This is a genomic window from Pseudomonas sp. Irchel s3f7 (assembly GCF_900187615.1).
GTDB lineage: Bacteria > Pseudomonadota > Gammaproteobacteria > Pseudomonadales > Pseudomonadaceae > Aquipseudomonas.
Genome location: NZ_FYDO01000002.1, coordinates 33,713 through 48,466, shown reverse-complemented (window position 1 = coordinate 48,466; position 14,754 = coordinate 33,713). Strand labels below are relative to the sequence as shown.

At 59.3% G+C, this 14,754-nt stretch carries 14 protein-coding genes; 7 read left to right on the top strand and 7 right to left on the bottom strand.

Translation table 11 applies throughout. The features are described from left to right. Positions 1–45 precede the first annotated feature (45 nt). The 5 genes from CKW19_RS01780 to cbiE all read right to left on the bottom strand — a co-directional run bounded on the left by CKW19_RS01780 (position 46) and on the right by cbiE (position 4,145). Positions 46–444 (bottom strand): DUF2946 domain-containing protein, encoded by a 399-nt coding sequence (locus CKW19_RS01780; RefSeq protein WP_095056298.1) that lies wholly within the window; start codon positions 442–444, stop codon positions 46–48. Positions 445–541: 97 nt separating this feature from the next. Then, a complete protein-coding gene (locus tag CKW19_RS01775) occupies positions 542–832 on the bottom strand; it encodes an addiction module antidote protein (RefSeq protein WP_095056297.1) in 291 nt (96 codons plus the stop codon). 286 nt (positions 833–1,118) lie between these two features. Further along, entirely contained in the window at positions 1,119–1,847 is a 729-nt protein-coding gene (locus tag CKW19_RS01770; RefSeq protein WP_095056296.1) for a cobalt-precorrin-6A reductase, read from the bottom strand. Beyond that, positions 1,844–2,941, bottom strand: coding sequence for a cobalt-precorrin-5B (C(1))-methyltransferase (locus CKW19_RS01765; RefSeq protein ID WP_095056295.1), 1,098 nt, complete (start codon positions 2,939–2,941; stop codon positions 1,844–1,846). The genes CKW19_RS01770 and CKW19_RS01765 overlap by 4 nt, the downstream gene beginning before the upstream one ends. Beyond that, entirely contained in the window at positions 2,934–4,145 is a 1,212-nt protein-coding gene (gene cbiE / locus CKW19_RS01760) for a precorrin-6y C5,15-methyltransferase (decarboxylating) subunit CbiE (RefSeq protein ID WP_095056294.1), read from the bottom strand. The genes CKW19_RS01765 and cbiE overlap by 8 nt, the downstream gene beginning before the upstream one ends. 260 nt (positions 4,146–4,405) lie before the next feature. Here cbiE and CKW19_RS01755 point away from each other — a divergent pair, with 260 nt between their 5' ends. The 7 genes from CKW19_RS01755 to CKW19_RS01725 all read left to right on the top strand — a co-directional run bounded on the left by CKW19_RS01755 (position 4,406) and on the right by CKW19_RS01725 (position 11,274). After that, entirely contained in the window at positions 4,406–5,071 is a 666-nt protein-coding gene (locus tag CKW19_RS01755; RefSeq protein WP_095056293.1) for a hypothetical protein, read from the top strand. A gap of 133 nt (positions 5,072–5,204) precedes the next feature. Further along, positions 5,205–6,503: a precorrin-3B synthase gene (gene cobG / locus CKW19_RS01750; RefSeq protein ID WP_305883113.1), complete on the top strand. Its 1,299-nt coding sequence runs from the start codon at positions 5,205–5,207 to the stop codon at positions 6,501–6,503. Next, entirely contained in the window at positions 6,496–7,122 is a 627-nt protein-coding gene (locus tag CKW19_RS01745) for a precorrin-8X methylmutase (protein WP_095056291.1), read from the top strand. The genes cobG and CKW19_RS01745 overlap by 8 nt, the downstream gene beginning before the upstream one ends. Beyond that, complete coding sequence (locus tag CKW19_RS01740) at positions 7,122–7,853, top strand: precorrin-2 C(20)-methyltransferase (RefSeq protein WP_095056511.1); 732 nt, start codon at positions 7,122–7,124, stop codon at positions 7,851–7,853. Before CKW19_RS01745 ends, CKW19_RS01740 begins: the two co-directional genes overlap by 1 nt. Then, complete coding sequence (gene cobJ, locus CKW19_RS01735) at positions 7,853–9,556, top strand: precorrin-3B C(17)-methyltransferase (RefSeq protein WP_095056290.1); 1,704 nt, start codon at positions 7,853–7,855, stop codon at positions 9,554–9,556. Before CKW19_RS01740 ends, cobJ begins: the two co-directional genes overlap by 1 nt. 186 nt (positions 9,557–9,742) lie before the next feature. Then, positions 9,743–10,558, top strand: coding sequence for a hypothetical protein (locus tag CKW19_RS01730; RefSeq protein ID WP_095056289.1), 816 nt, complete (start codon positions 9,743–9,745; stop codon positions 10,556–10,558). Positions 10,559–10,611: 53 nt separating this feature from the next. Beyond that, a complete protein-coding gene (locus CKW19_RS01725) occupies positions 10,612–11,274 on the top strand; it encodes a hypothetical protein (RefSeq protein WP_095056288.1) in 663 nt (220 codons plus the stop codon). A gap of 25 nt (positions 11,275–11,299) precedes the next feature. Here the strand turns inward: CKW19_RS01725 and CKW19_RS01720 are convergent, their stop codons facing one another. Both CKW19_RS01720 and CKW19_RS01715 read right to left on the bottom strand, forming a co-directional pair. Continuing rightward, positions 11,300–11,896 carry a MarC family protein gene (locus tag CKW19_RS01720; RefSeq protein WP_095056287.1) on the bottom strand — a complete coding sequence of 199 codons (597 nt, stop codon included), beginning with the start codon at positions 11,894–11,896 and terminating at the stop codon, positions 11,300–11,302. Between the two features lie 64 nt (positions 11,897–11,960). Continuing rightward, on the bottom strand, positions 11,961–14,738 hold the full coding sequence (locus CKW19_RS01715; RefSeq protein ID WP_095056286.1) for a hybrid sensor histidine kinase/response regulator: 2,778 nt from the start codon (positions 14,736–14,738) through the stop codon (positions 11,961–11,963). Positions 14,739–14,754: the final 16 nt, after the last annotated feature.

The window sequence follows — 14,754 nt, the reverse complement described above, 5'->3', positions numbered from 1 at the left end:
AGTTCTCCAGAACGATTCAAAACGCAGGTTGATTGCGAGAAGGAATCACACCAGAGGGGATGCGCGGGGATTGAGGCTTGGCCATTGCTGGCGCGGTGTCGGGGTGTTCAGGGATGGAGGCGGCAGGCTCCGATTGGACTCGAAGTGCGCGAAATACAGTTGCGGCTGATGGCCTGGCAACGCCACCAACGGCGCGGAGCCGGAGCAACACCAGCAATGCTGCATGTTGGAGTGGTCGTCGTTCTGCGGGGATTTCTGTTCGATATCCCCCAGGGAGATCGCCATCATTTTGGTGCCGCCGGAAGAGCAGAAACTACCCCACAACAATTGTTCGGCAGGCGTTTTCGCCGACTGCGCCATCGCACCGGTCATCGGCATGGCGAGCATGTTGAACAGCACTGCGAAGCAGGCGATCCAGGCAATTGCGAGCCGTTGTCGGGACATGGGACAAATCCGGTGGGTGGGCGATCAGACGCGGCTATTTAGCCTGATCAGGGCCGATAAGTAAAAAAGCGCTGTGCGGTTTGGTGTCGCAGTGCAATCAGACAGCGATTGCATGTAATCGCAGGCCTAAAGCCTTCATCACCTTCATGATAGTCGCGAACTCCGGATTGCCACTACTGCTCAGTGCTTTGTATAGGCTTTCGCGACCAAGTCCTGCATCACGAGCAATTTGCGTCATGCCTTTCGCTCGGGCGATATCGTTGAGTGCTGCGCGTATCAATACGCCGTCACCAGCATCTTCTTCAAAGCACGCATCCAGATAAGCCGCCATTTCTTGCGGTGTTTTAAGAAACTCCGCAGCATCAAAACGGGTAAATTGTTCGGCCATGATTTACTCCTCACTACCGATTTTGTGTGCCATTTGAATTGCTTTGCCGATGGAGTCCTTAAGTGAATTGAGCCATTGAGCAAATACTCGGGATCGTTCGAATTCGACCATATTTATCGTATTCCATGGGATACGAAGGGGCAAGCGACAGGTTTTCTGGGGATTGCCATTTTTTCGAGAATGGCGGCAGCGCTTGATCCATCCTAGGAGGCGGGAACGATAGAGGGTCGGTTGTAGAGTGGACAGCCAGCTTTCTCCGAGTGTGCTGTCAGAAAATTCGCAATCTCTAGCGGATGCCAGGCATTGATAACGCTTCCAGCACATCTGCCACCGACCCAAACTCCCTATCAACCCCCGGCAACACCGGCCGCTTCAAAACAATCACCGGAACCCCACGCTCGCGCGCGACCTCAAGCTTCGGTTCAGTAGCGCTGCTGCCGCTATTTTTGCTGATCAACACATCGATGTTCCTGCTTTCGAACAGCGCACGTTCATCGTCGATCAGGAACGGACCACGTGCACCGATCACTTCGCAGCGTTCGTTGCCCGGGTAAACGTCCAGTGCGCGCAGGGTCCAGAATTGCTCCGCAGGGATTTCGTCAAGATGTTGCAACGGCTCGCGGCCGAGGGTGAACAGCGGTCGGCGGAAGGGTTTCAGGGTTTCGATCAGTTCGGCCCAGCCGCTGACTTCTCGCCAGTCGTCGCCAGGTTGTGGTTGCCACGCCGGACGTCGCAGCGCCCAACAGGCAATGCCGCTCAAGCGGGCGGCGGTCGCGGCGTTCTGGCTGATCTGGGCGGCGTAGGGATGGGTGGCGTCGAGGAGGAGATCGACGCCTTGCTCGCGGATGTACTGCGCCAGGCCTTCCGCGCCGCCAAAACCGCCGACACGAACCTGGCACCGCAGATCTGTCGGCACCCGACCGATACCGGCCAGGCTATAGATGTGTTGTGGCCCCAGTGTGCGGGCGATGGCCAAGGCTTCGGTCACACCGCCGAGCAGCAGGATTCGTTTCATTCAAACGCTCCAGCATGACCGACGATCCCACCCTGACGGTCGATGGCAAACACCTCGACCTGAACCTGTGCCGGCACGACGCTGCGGGCGAAGTTCAGGGCGTGTCGGCACACCTCATCACCGAGGGCGACCCCGGCGGCGCTGGCCATGGCCAAGGCTTGTTGACTGGTATTGGCCTCGCGAATGCTGTGCTGCAAAGCCGTATCGGCACCGATTGCAGCCGCCCATTCGGCCAGTTGCGGCAGATCGATGCTCGAGTGGCGGCTGTGCAAATCCATGTGTCCGGCGGCCAGTTTGCTGATCTTGCCGAAGCCGCCGCAAAGGCTGAGTTTATCCACAGGCACTTTGCGCAGGTGCTTGAGCACGGCGCCGACGAAGTCGCCCATTTCGATCAGGGCGATCTCCGGCAAGTTGTAGACCCGGCGCATGGTGTCTTCGCTGGCGTTGCCGGTGCAGGCGGCGATGTGCAGGTAACCGTTGGTCTTGGCGACATCGATGCCTTGATGGATCGAGGCGATGTAGGCCGCACAGGAGAACGGCCGAACGATGCCACTGGTGCCCAGGATCGACAGACCGCCCAGAATCCCCAGACGGGGGTTCATGGTTTTCAACGCCAGGGCCTCGCCGTCCTCGACGTTGATCGTGACGTCAAAACCACCGGCATATCCTAATTCTTCAGCCAGGCGCGCCAGATGATCGCCAATCATTTTGCGTGGCACCGGGTTGATCGCCGGTTCGCCGACACCCAGCACCAGACCCGGCCGGGTAACCGTGCCGACACCGCGCCCGGCGATGAAGCGAACGCCCGGTTCGGTGTTCAAGCGAACTTCGCAGAAGAGCAGTGCGCCATGAGTCACGTCCGGATCGTCGCCGGCGTCCTTGATGGTTCCCGCTTCCGCGCCGAGTTCGGTCAGGCGGCAGAATTCCAGGCGCATCTGCACCTGTTTGCCCTTGGGCAGAATGATCTCGACCGCATCGGCAGACAGACCACCGAGCAACAGTCGTGCAGCGGCGAGGCTGGTGGCGGTGGCGCAACTGCCGGTGGTCAGGCCACTGCGCAGGGGCGCGGGTTGTTCGGCGGTTTCATCACGCATCGAAAGGCTTCGTCACGTCCAGCAGGGTAATCGGCAAGGCCTGACGCCAGGTGTCGAAGTCTCCCAGCGGTTGTGCCTGGGCGATATGGATCCGCGTCAGCTCGCCGCCGTACCGTTCGCGCCAGTTCATCAGGGTCATTTCACTTTGCAGGGTGACGGCGTTGGCGATCAATCGGCCGCCAGGTTTGAGTGCGCTCCAGCACTGTTCGAGCATGCCCTCGCGAGTGACCCCGCCACCGATGAAAATGGCGTCGGGCCGCTCCAGCCCGGTCAGCGCTTGCGGAGCGCTGCCGCGAACCAGCTGCAAACCTGGAACGCCGAGCGCATCGCGGTTGTGCTCGATCAGTGTTTGCCGGCCGTCATCGGCTTCGATCGCAATCGCACGACAACTGGGGTGGGCGCGCATCCATTCGATGCCGATCGAGCCGCAGCCTGCACCGACATCCCACAGCAGTTCACCGGGGACCGGGGCCAGGCGCGCTAGCGTGATCGCACGTACATCGCGCTTGGTCAGTTGGCCGTCGTGCTGGAAGGCCGAGTCCGGCAGCCCAGCCAGTCGCGACAGGCGCGGCGTGTTCGGTTCGGCGATGCAGTCGATGGCGATCACATTAAGATCGGCAATCGTCGGGTCGCTCCAGTCATGGGCGATGCCATCAATGCGGCGTTCGGTTTCGCCGCCCAGATGCTCCAGAACGCTCATGCGACTCGGACCGAAACCGCATTTACGCAGCAAAGCAGCGAGGGTGGCAGGGCTACGACCGTCGTTGCTCAATACCAGCAAGCGCACGCCGCTGAACAATTGCGCGCTGAGCGCGGCGATGGGGCGGGCAACCACCGAAAGCGTGACCACGTCCTGCAATGGCCAGCCCATTCGTGCAGCGGCAAGCGAACAGGAAGACGGTGCAGGCAGCGTCAGCATTTCGGTGGCGGGCAATTGCCGGGCAAGGGTGGCGCCGACGCCGAAGAACATCGGATCGCCACTGGCCAGGACGCAAACGGGTTCGCCACGGTGCGACAGCAGCACATCAAGGCTGAAAGGGCTCGGCCATGGCTGGCGCTCGCCGCGTATGCACGACGGGAGCAAATCAAGGTGCCGCTGGCCGCCGAAGATTTTAGCGGCGCGCAACAGCGCATGCCGGGCGTTCTTGCCCAGGCCCTTGAAACCGTCTTCACCGATGCCAATTACTGTCAGCCAGGGGGCCATGCCGTTCCTCTGTTCAAAAACGCGGTCTACAGGGGCGGGATGATAACGCAGCCGGGATGAAGTGATACCGGGACCTTTGCGTTGAACACCCAGTGATGCCCGTCTGAAGGTGGACAATGTTTAACAACGGGTGGACATGTGCGGTCAATGTTCTGAGGTTGTGTTTGGCAGGAAGCATTAATAGCTTTGAACGTTCGAGTCCGGCGTTCTTCGCAACGGGAGAATCAAGCGACCGGTGATTAACTCAAGGATGAATTTGAATGAATGATCAGGATGATAAAACAGCTGGCGCGGCGGTTGTTGGCAATGGGCTCGTGACCTTCATGGCCGGGTTCTCCAAGGCGGAAAAACGCGATGTCAAATACAGCATACGATTGGCCCGCTGGGCCGCTGACAGCAAATATGACTTCGGTACTCAACTCAATGACTGGTTTTTACACTTCGCGGCCACGCTGAAATTTCTGGGATGGGAACCTTCGGGTGACGCCATAACGGAAATTCATCACCCGAATTTTTATGGCTCGGTTGCTCAAGCATATTTGACCCATGTCATCTCGCAGGGAAGTCCAACTCAGGTGACGGTTACTCAGTCGGCATTTGATGCATTGCAAGCCGACAAAGTGGCGCTGTCGGGTTTTTTTTCGGAAAGCGAAGGGGGTAATTTTCAAATATTGCCGTTGGAGCGAGGGCCGCAACAGCGGTTGAAGTTGACGGTTAACAACTTCAGGCTGTTTTCGGGACCGGTCAAGGAGAACTTCCTTTTCTTTGAATGGGAAGAACAGGTCACAAAGCTGATTCAACATTACGGTCGGTTTTTGTTGGATCGTACCGTCTTCGAACAGCGCAGGGAGTTTCTCGAACGGCGGATCAGCGAAATTACGTTTTCGGAGTTCGAGCTGCATTTTTTGGTACGCGTCTCGGCATAGACGTCAGTGGGATACATTCGTCGATTTCAGGGGCGCAGCATTTTCATGCCTTCGAACAAAGCAGGCATAATACGGCGCCTTCGCCCGCGAAGGACCTCTGCCCTTACTGGTCGCCCCTTTGAACGAACGCCCGCTGTCCACCGCCTTACGCCCCTCGGCCTGCCCGGGGTTGCTGCGTATTGTCCCGGCTCTGGATGGCGGTATCTGTCGGATCAAACTCAACGGAGGTTCGATCAGCAGCGTCCAGGCCGAAGCGGTGGCTGATGCTGCTGAGCGTTTCGCCAGTGGTGTGATAGAAGCGACCAATCGGGCCAACCTGCAAGTCCGCGGGATTGGCGGTGAGCAAGCGGCATTGATCGACAACTTGCTGGCCGCCGGTTTAGGCCCGCAAACGGCAGCGGGCGATGATGTACGCAACCTGATGCTCAGCCCAAGTGCCGGGATCGATCAGCAGATGCTGTTCGACACACGCCCGCTGGCCGGGCAGATTCTCGCCACGCTGCAAAGCCACGAAGCCTTCCACGACCTCAGTGCCAAGTTCGCCGTGCAACTCGATGCGGGCGAGGCGTTGGCGATGCTAGAACACCCCCATGACCTGTGGCTGTCGGCGTTTGAACGAAACGGCGAGTGTCGGTTGGCGTTTGGCCTGGCGGGCTGCCCCACGGATTTGCCCGCCGGTTCGGTGGCGCTCGTCGATGGCCATGCGCTGATCGTTGCGGTGCTTGAGTTGTTTCTCGAACTCGCGCGCCCCGAGCAGACGCGCATGCGCCATTTACTGACTGAATACCCGGTCGAGGATTTTCTGGCGCGGCTGGCCGAGCGTGTACCCATGCAGGCGGTAGCCGATTGGCGGCGTGAGTCGGGTTCCGACGCTCTGCATATCGGCGCTCACTTCCAGGCCGACGCTGATCTTGTGTATGTCGGTGCCTTACCGCCATTAGGTCGGCTCGACCCCGTGATGCTCCGTGGGGCGGCCCGACTGGCCCATGAACTTGGCGATGCCAGCCTGCGATTCACTCCCTGGCAAAGCCTGCTGTTGCCCAATGTGCGCAACGAAAACACCGCAGAAGTCATTGAGCGAATGGAGCAGCTGGGTTTTTTGTGTCAGCCCGGTCAACCCTTGTCCCGGTTGATTGCCTGCACCGGTTCGAACGGATGCGCCAAGGGCTTGGCCGACACCAAGGGTGATGCACGGCAACTGGCGACGCTGTTGCCACAATCGCTGAATGTGCATGTGTCCGGTTGCCTGCGTTCCTGCGCGGCAGCGCATACCGCCCCAGTCACATTGCTGGCCGTCGCCCCCGGTCACTACGATCTCTATTTTCGCGATGCAGCGCTGCCGGGCTTCGGCGTGCTGCACGCACACAACCTTACTATTGAAGCGGTCGCGACCCTGCTCGACGCCCGCTCACGGAGCCCCCTTGATGCTTGATTACATCCGCGACGGTCAGGAGATCTATCGCAACTCCTTCGCGATCATTCGCGCCGAGGCCAACCTCGACCGAATCCCGGCCGATCTGGAGAAACTCGCGGTCCGTGTGATTCACGCGTGCGGCATGGTCGATGCCATCGACGGTCTGCAGTTTTCCGAAGGCGCGGGTAAGGCCGGGCGTGATGCGCTGGCTGCTGGTGCGCCGATCCTCTGTGATGCGCGGATGGTTTCCGAAGGTGTGACCCGTGCGCGCTTGTCGGCGAACAATCCAGTGATCTGCACGCTGCGCGACGAAAGCGTTCCCGAACTGGCCCGCGAGCTGGGCAACACTCGCTCCGCCGCCGCGCTGGAACTGTGGCGGCCACATCTGGCAGGCAGTGTGGTGGTGATCGGCAATGCGCCGACCGCGCTGTTCTACCTGCTGGAAATGCTCGATGCCGGCGCACCGAAACCGGCGCTGATCCTTGGCTTCCCGGTAGGTTTCGTCGGTGCCGCCGAATCCAAGGCAGCGCTGGCGGCGGACAGCCGTGGCGTGCCGTTTGTCATCATGCAAGGTCGCCTGGGCGGAAGCGCCATGGCCGCCGCCGCTGTCAATGCCCTCGCCACGGAGATCGAATGATGCAGCAACCTGGACGTTTGATCGGCCTCGGCGTGGGCCCTGGTGATCCGGAACTGATTACCGTCAAGGCCTTGCGCCTGCTGCGCGAATCGCCGGTGGTGGCGTACTTCGTGGCCAAGGGCAAGAAGGGCAACGCTTTCGGCATCATCGAAGCGCATCTGCAAGACGCGCAGAATCTGCTGCCGCTGGTTTACCCGGTGACCACCGAAGTGCTGCCGGCGCCGCTGTCCTATGAGCAAGTCATCAGTGATTTCTACGATGAGGCCGCCCAGGCGGTGGCCGCGCATCTGGATGCCGGTCGCGATGTCGCGGTGATTTGTGAGGGCGATCCGTTCTTCTACGGTTCCTACATGTACCTGCACGACCGCCTCGCCGAGCGTTATCAAGCAGAAGTGGTGCCGGGTGTGTGCTCGATGCTGGGGGGCGCATCGGTGCTCGGCGCGCCGCTGGTGTATCGCAATCAGAGTTTGTCGGTGCTTTCCGGTGTGCTGCCGCACGACGAACTCAAACGTCGCCTGGCCGATGCCGATGCGGCGGTGATCATGAAGCTGGGGCGCAACTTTCCCAAGGTTCGCCAGGTGCTGGAAGAACTCGGCCTTGCCGAACGTGCGTTGTACGTCGAGCGCGCGACCATGGCCAATCAGAAGATCGTGCCGCTGGATCAGGTCGAGCCGATGTCTTCGCCGTACTTCTCGTTGATCATCGTTCCCGGCGAAAGGTGGCAAGGCTGATGACCCGTCCAGTTCCGGCGATTGTCATTCTCGGCAATGGCAGCCTCGCCACCGCGCGCAGGATTCAACAGGTCTACCCCGACGCCCTGATCCACGGATTGGCCGAACGGGTGGACGGTGCTGATCATGTCTATCGTGAATTCGGTTCGACCTTGCGCGAGTTGTATCAACAAGGTACGCCGATCATTGCTCTGTGCGCTGCCGGGATTGTGATCCGCACGCTGGCGCCGCTGTTGCTGGAAAAAGGTGCCGAGCCTCCAGTACTGGCGGTGGCCGAAGATGGCAGCGCCGTAGTTCCGCTGTTGGGCGGTCTCGGCGGGGTGAATGTGATGGCGCGTGAGATTGCCGCCGCACTGGACGTTTCGGCGGCGATCACCACCAGCGGTGAGTTGCGTTTCGGAACGTGTCTGCTCAACCCGCCCAGCGGCTATGTCCTTGGCGATCTGGAATTGGGTAAGCGTTTTGTTTCCGACCTGCTGGCCGGTGAAACGGTGCGCATCGAAGGTTCTGCACCGTGGCTGGCCCAAGCGCAATTGCCTGAGGATGCTCAGGCGCGACTGGCGGTGCATGTCGGTCATGCCGAACGGACGCCGCAGGCTAACGAACTGCTGATCTATCCACGTAGCGTCGTGGTGGCGGTCAGTGGTGCGGTTTCAGATCTGTCGAACGCCATTCGCCAGGCTTTGCATCAGGCCGCAATTGCCGTGCAATCGCTGGCTTGCCTGTTGGCCCCTGATACCGAAATGACTCACCCGGCGCTGCGAGAAACTGCGCGTGAACTGGGTGTGCCCTTGCGGTTTGCCAAGGCTGAAACCGATATGGGTGAACTGGCGCGCAACGCTGTCGGCCAGCCTGTTTCCATTCTTGGCGATGACGCGATTGCCATCGCTGTTGCCGATAACCCACTGGATCCGTTGCTGATCGGTCGCCCTCGCGGACGCTTGGCGGTGATTGGTCTGGGGCCGGGCGCCGCCGAACTGATGGTGCCAGCGGTCAAGTCGGAGCTGGCTCGCGCCAATGATGTGCTGGGTTACGAGACTTACGTACGCATGGCCGGGCCGTTTCGCGCGGATCAGGTGCTGCACTGCACTGACAACCGCGAAGAGATGCAGCGCGCCCGTCACGCCTTCGAACTCGCCGCTCAGGGGCGCTCTGTCGTGGTGGTGTCCTCGGGTGACCCGGGCGTTTTCGCCATGGCCGCGGCGGTGCTGGAGGCGTTGCACGAATCCACTGATGTCCATTGGCACAATGTCGATCTCGAGATTCTGCCCGGGGTTTCCGCCTCGCTGGCGACGGCTGCCCAGGCCGGTGCGCCGCTGGGGCATGATTTCTGTGTGCTGTCGCTGTCGGATAACCTCAAACCCTGGGCCATTATCGAGAAGCGCCTGGACCTGGCGGCTCAAGCCGATCTGGCGCTGGCCTTTTACAACCCGATCTCCCGCTCACGTCCGTGGCAATTAGGCCAGGCACTGGAGATCGTCGCACGGCACCGCGGGCCTGAAACGCCAGTGGTATTGGGCCGGGATATCGGTCGTCCGGGGCAGACACTACGGGTTACAACCTTGGGTCTGCTGACCCCGGATCAGGTCGACATGCGCACCATGGTATTGATCGGCTCATCCCTGACCTGTGTTTTTCCACGGGCTGATGGTGGGGAATGGGTTTACACCCCACGCTGGTATGGAGAGAAACCGGCGTCATGACCTCACGCGGCCCGTTCGGGCCGCGCTCAATAATATGAAGTGGGTTGTTTGTGTGAAGTTAACGGTAGTTTGATGTGCTGTTTCTGAAATCAATTGAATTTCTTGCTGTTTGATTAATTGCTGTCGTGGCGCTAGTTTGAACTTGCGCCACGATGGCGTTTAATTAAATTGAAAGGATTCAATAAAGTGACTGAAACCAATAATCTGAAAATGGCTGCCGCCGAACGTATTGCGTTAATTGAAGAGTCAAATGTTTTTATTGCTCAGCTACCGCAGCCCCGTTCGTTTTCTGGGGCTTTTGATGTGCAACTGCCCGTCGACAAGGATGAGCTGAATGCTGCCATCATGGGTGCGGGTATTGCCGGCTTTGATAAAAACATGTCCAAGCGCAGCAAGCGTATTGTAAAAAATACTTATATGTATGCCGATCTGGTGGCGTTGCTTAAGTACCCTGCTGCCAGCCAGAAGGAACAACGCTACAACGAGTTCATGAGGTTGATGAAGCTGTCGGGCTGGTTTGCTTTTAGTGAGCCTTACAATCGTTATCAAGCGTCCTCTCAAAAACTGTCGCTGGATAATGTTGCGCTGGGCATTCTTCATGCCGCGGTTGGCGTTGCCGTCAGCAAGGGCGCGACGGCGCTCAAAGTACTCTCCAATGTGGCCGATACGACCATGGAGGCATTGAAGAGTGAGCCCGAGGCACTGAAGCTTTTCGAAAACAACACCAAAAAAGCCGAAGGCGGGAATTTCTGCATGTCGACTGCACTTGAGGGGGCTGACGGCGATATCACCATGGCTATTGCCGCTGTCCAGTACTTCGCCCAAGTACAGCCGACCAAGGTGCTGTTCGTGGAGTGGAGCACATCCAGTGTCGAGATCTACAACGGCGCGGCCACCATGCATATGGATGAAGAGGACTACTTGATGGTCGAACCACTGATCTTGAAAGCATTGGCCGAGCAACGTCAAAAAGCACTCACCTATGAGTTCGGCGTAGCCTGAGTTTCTTGAAAATCAAAGGCGCAAGCCTTTGGTTTTTTGACGGGAAAAGATCAATGAGCACGGGTTTTAACTACACCACTTATGTTTGTGCAGGCAGCATGATTCTGGTGGCGGACGAGGTGTCTGGAGCCGACAGGCAGGATGGCCTGGATGCACTGCTTTACGCGCAGACAGTGGCCTCGCTCAAATGCCCGGACGTTAGCGCGTTTGACGACTGGGTGCATGCGAACAAGATGGCCATCAGGACGCTGGGTGGGGCACTGTACAGCGATACCCATATCATCAGCCCGGCAGGGTTGCTCGGCAGTTTTACGTTAAGTGAGTTGATGCCGCGAATCGTCGGGCAGCAGGTGCCTGCTGCGGCATTACGGTCGCTGATAGCAAGCCTGGAGCGACTGTCGCGTCAGGATCCGGCTTCACCGTCCAATGAGTTGTTGCGAAGGCATAGTGTGCAACAGGATCGATGGATACGCTTGCAGGTGGGCGTAATGTCTGCGGGCACACGCATGACCGTCTTCACGATAGCCTTCGAGAGCGGCGAGCCGGTTACGGACAGTCTTGCAACTCAGCGCTTCATCCATGAAAAAACGAACACAAACCTGAGCGTGAGTGGCTATCAAGCGCTTGTCGAGCGGGAGGATTACGACCTGTCCCGCGCGACCATCATTTCATTGCTGGAGAGTCGACGCCTGGAACAGATCGTTGAATTATTTTGAAGACGGAAGGCTAGTGGCATCGCCACTAGGGCACCAGGTAGCCTTTGACGCCCGTAAAAATAATCTGCGCCGCCAACGCACACACAAACAACCCCATCAACCGGCTGACAATCTGCAAGCCTTGGTCGCCGAGAATGCGTTCGATGCGGCCGGACAGATACAGCACCACTCCGACAGTGAAGCTGGCTAACGCAATACCCACGATGGCCGTGAGCTTGTCGTCCCAGTGCGGCTGGCCCACGCCCATCACCAGCAAGGCGCCGATGGTGCCGGGGCCAACCGTCAGGGGAATGGTCAGCGGGACGATGGTCACGTCCTGCTGCACGTTGTCGGTCTGTACCGCTGACTTGCCTTGCGCCATGGCCAGTGCCGAGATGAACAGCACGCTACCGGCACCAATGCGGAATGCGTCCACAGTAATGCCGAAGACGCTGAAAATCACCCGTCCGAACAAGTACAGCAACACGCTGGAGATCAGTGTGGCGAGGGCCACTTTCCAGGCCAGGCGGCGCTGTTCCTTGCGTGAATAACCGCGAGTCAGGCTGATGAAGCAGGACAACACGAAGAAGGGGCTGTAGAGCACCAGCATCTTCAGGTAAACACTGAACAACACATGGAGCATGGTGCAAGCTCACTGGCGAGGGAAGTCGAGGGGGAGTCTATCAGGCGCTGCGGGGTCTGTCGGCTCAGGACGTGGGTGTCGCCGCCCGATTCAGCTCATCACGTTGGGTGACCCAGTGTTCGATCAATTCGCGCAATTGCGAAAGCTCGACCGGTTTGGCCATGTGCCCATCCATGCCGGCCTGGCGTGCACGCTCTTTATGCTCAGCGAGAATGTGGGCGGTCAATGCCACCACCGGAGTACGAGTCCGTTGGTTGCCAACTTCCCATGCGCGCAATTGCTGGGTGGCGGAGAAGCCATCGAGGATCGGCATTTCGCAGTCCATCAGGACGAGGTCGTAACGTTGGGCTTTCATCGCCTGCAAGGCTTCTTCGCCATTGCTGGCAGTGTCCGGTTGCAGGTTGAGCTTGCCCAGCATGCCGCGGATGACCTTGGTCGAAATGCTGTTGTCTTCCGCGACCAGAATACGGAAATCACTCGGAACCTTGACCGGCAGGGTAGGGACGTTTTGCGGTAGCTGAGTGAAGGCGAGACCCTTGTTGCGCTGCGTCAACTCGTCGGCGAGGGTCGTTTTAAGCGTGTACCCGGCGACCGGTTTGGCGAGGATGCGTTTGATCCCCGAGTTGCGGGCGATGATCTTGCTGGGCGCATTGCTGATGCCGGTCAGCATGATCAACAGGATGTCGTGGTTCAGGCTTGGGTCTTCCTTGATCTTGGCCGCCAGTTGCATGCCAGTCATGCCGGGCATGTTCTGGTCGAGCAGGACCACATCGAAGTAATCGCGCAGGTGTGCCTTGGTGCGCAACAGCGCCAGCGCTTCCTTGCCGGAAGGCGCGGCGCTGACGTTCAGCCCCCAGGCCGTGCACTGTTGCACCAGCACCTTGCGACAGGTGTCGTTGTCATCCACCACCAGCACGCGTGCGCCTTGCAGCGGGCCATCGAGGTCGGAGGTCGGGTGTTCGAGGCGGTCGGGGTCCAGCGGCAAGGTCAGCCATAGCGTGCTGCCTTGATTGGTGCCGCTCTTGATGCCGAATTCCCCTTGCATCAGGCGAATCAGTTGGCGAGCGATCACCAGCCCCAGGTTGCCGCCCAGATGCGTGGCCGAGAGGAAGTGCCTGCTGTGCAGTTCGGCGTGCATCAGTGCATCGCGCTCTTCGGCGTTCATGGGTTCGCCGCTGTCCTGTACGGCGATGCGCAGGCGCGGTTTGGCGGTGCGCTCATCGAGAGCGACCACGATCAGGATTTCGCCTTCGTCGGTTTTCTTCAGGGCGTTTTCAAGCAGGCTCAGGAGGGTCTGGCGCAGACGCGTCGGGTCTCCGCTGATGACCCGTGGGACCTGCGGCTGAATAAAGCTGATCAGCTCGACGTTCTGCTGTTCGGCCTTGGCACGGAAGATACTCAGGCAATCTTCGATCAGCGCGTTGAGATCGAACTGCACATCATCGAGTTCGATCTGCCCGGATTCGAGCTTGGAAATGTCGAGAATTTCGTTGATCAATGTCAGCAGTTCGTTGCCGGCACTGTGGATGGTCTGCACATAGTCGCGCTGCTTGACCGAGAGCGGCGTGCCCAGCAGCAGCTCGGTCATGCCCAGTACGCCGTTCATCGGCGTGCGGATTTCATGGCTGATTTTCGCCAGGAACTCCGCCTTGGCATTGATCTCGGCATTGCTGGCGGCCAGATCGCGACTGATGCTGAAACGGCTTTCGGTGATGCTGCGCTGTCGCTCACTCAGGGCAATGCTCATCAGCAAACCACTGAGGCAGATGAGTGCCAGCAAGATAGTGATCAACCCGTGGGGTTCGATCAGGGTCAACCCCAACAGGGCTGGGAGAATAATCAGCGTCCCAAGGTTGAACACAACCATCGCTGCCACGAAAAAGCGTGCCGGGCGATAGTTTTTTTGCCAGTGATAGGCGCTGATGAACAACATGGTCAGCCCCGCCAGGGCCACCAAGCCGTAGGTGATGAAGTTCAGTGGCAAGGTGTTGACGAACAACAGCATCAGGCCACAGGAGGAGATGAGCAGCACTTCTCCCATGATCAGCTTGTTCAGGGGGTGCGGACCCAGAGGAGCGAAGAACCGGTTAGTCAGCATCAGGCCGCAAGGCGCTGTCAGCAGCAACGCCAGGTACGCTCCTGGCGTTTGCAGTGCACGCCAGTCCGGCAGCCAGGCCCCGGCGATGTTCAGAAACAACAGCAGGCTGAGCATCAGCAAGCCCTCGCATGCCGCTACCCAGAGGCTGCTGCGAGAACGGGTGTAGGTATAGCGCAGGAGGTTGTGCAGGATCAGCATCGTGATGCAGCCGAACAGCAGTCCGTAGATCAGCGTCTGGCCCTGATTGGCGGCGGTCATGACGGCCGCTTGCAGGGTGACGTAGGGCCTCAACTGATGGTCGGAGTTAAGCCGCAGGTAGACGTCGAGTGGCTTGTCGCTTTGGGGTAGCGGCAACATGAAATCACTGCTGGGCAGTGGCCGCGCCGCCTGGGGCTGTTCGTTGCCCGTGTTGGCTTGATCGACCAGCTTGTCGCCGTCCAGCACATACAGGTCGAGTTGGCGCAGATCGGGAGCGAACACCCGCAGCAATTGTTCATGCTTGCCGGGCGAGAGTCTGAATCGCAGCCATAAGGCGCCATCGGGCTCGGCTGCCGTGAGGCGGTCGAGTTCGATGGGGCTGAATTGATTGGTGTAGCGGGCAGAGCGGATGTCGCTGAGTTGCAGGTCGCCCTGTTCGTCGAGCAATACTGCCCAGCCACTGCCTTGCTCGGCCTGGGCCGGTAGCATGCAGAGCAAGGTCAGCAGCGTGACGGTTAAACTTATGGCAATCCTGAGCCAGCGCACGGCGAAATCCCTTCTT

What these genes read in the sequence shown, in the direction of transcription:
- CKW19_RS01780 (WP_095056298.1), bottom strand. Translation starts at nt 444, where the DNA reads ATGTCCCGACAACGGCTCGCAATTGCCTGGATCGCCTGCTTCGCAGTG.
- CKW19_RS01775 (WP_095056297.1), bottom strand. Translation starts at nt 832, where the DNA reads ATGGCCGAACAATTTACCCGTTTTGATGCTGCGGAGTTTCTTAAAACA.
- CKW19_RS01770 (WP_095056296.1), bottom strand. Translation starts at nt 1,847, where the DNA reads ATGAAACGAATCCTGCTGCTCGGCGGTGTGACCGAAGCCTTGGCCATC.
- CKW19_RS01765 (WP_095056295.1), bottom strand. Translation starts at nt 2,941, where the DNA reads ATGCGTGATGAAACCGCCGAACAACCCGCGCCCCTGCGCAGTGGCCTG.
- cbiE (WP_095056294.1), bottom strand. Translation starts at nt 4,145, where the DNA reads ATGGCCCCCTGGCTGACAGTAATTGGCATCGGTGAAGACGGTTTCAAG.
- CKW19_RS01755 (WP_095056293.1), top strand. Translation starts at nt 4,406, where the DNA reads ATGAATGATCAGGATGATAAAACAGCTGGCGCGGCGGTTGTTGGCAAT.
- CKW19_RS01745 (WP_095056291.1), top strand. Translation starts at nt 6,496, where the DNA reads ATGCTTGATTACATCCGCGACGGTCAGGAGATCTATCGCAACTCCTTC.
- CKW19_RS01740 (WP_095056511.1), top strand. Translation starts at nt 7,122, where the DNA reads ATGCAGCAACCTGGACGTTTGATCGGCCTCGGCGTGGGCCCTGGTGAT.
- cobJ (WP_095056290.1), top strand. Translation starts at nt 7,853, where the DNA reads ATGACCCGTCCAGTTCCGGCGATTGTCATTCTCGGCAATGGCAGCCTC.
- CKW19_RS01725 (WP_095056288.1), top strand. Translation starts at nt 10,612, where the DNA reads ATGAGCACGGGTTTTAACTACACCACTTATGTTTGTGCAGGCAGCATG.
- CKW19_RS01720 (WP_095056287.1), bottom strand. Translation starts at nt 11,896, where the DNA reads ATGCTCCATGTGTTGTTCAGTGTTTACCTGAAGATGCTGGTGCTCTAC.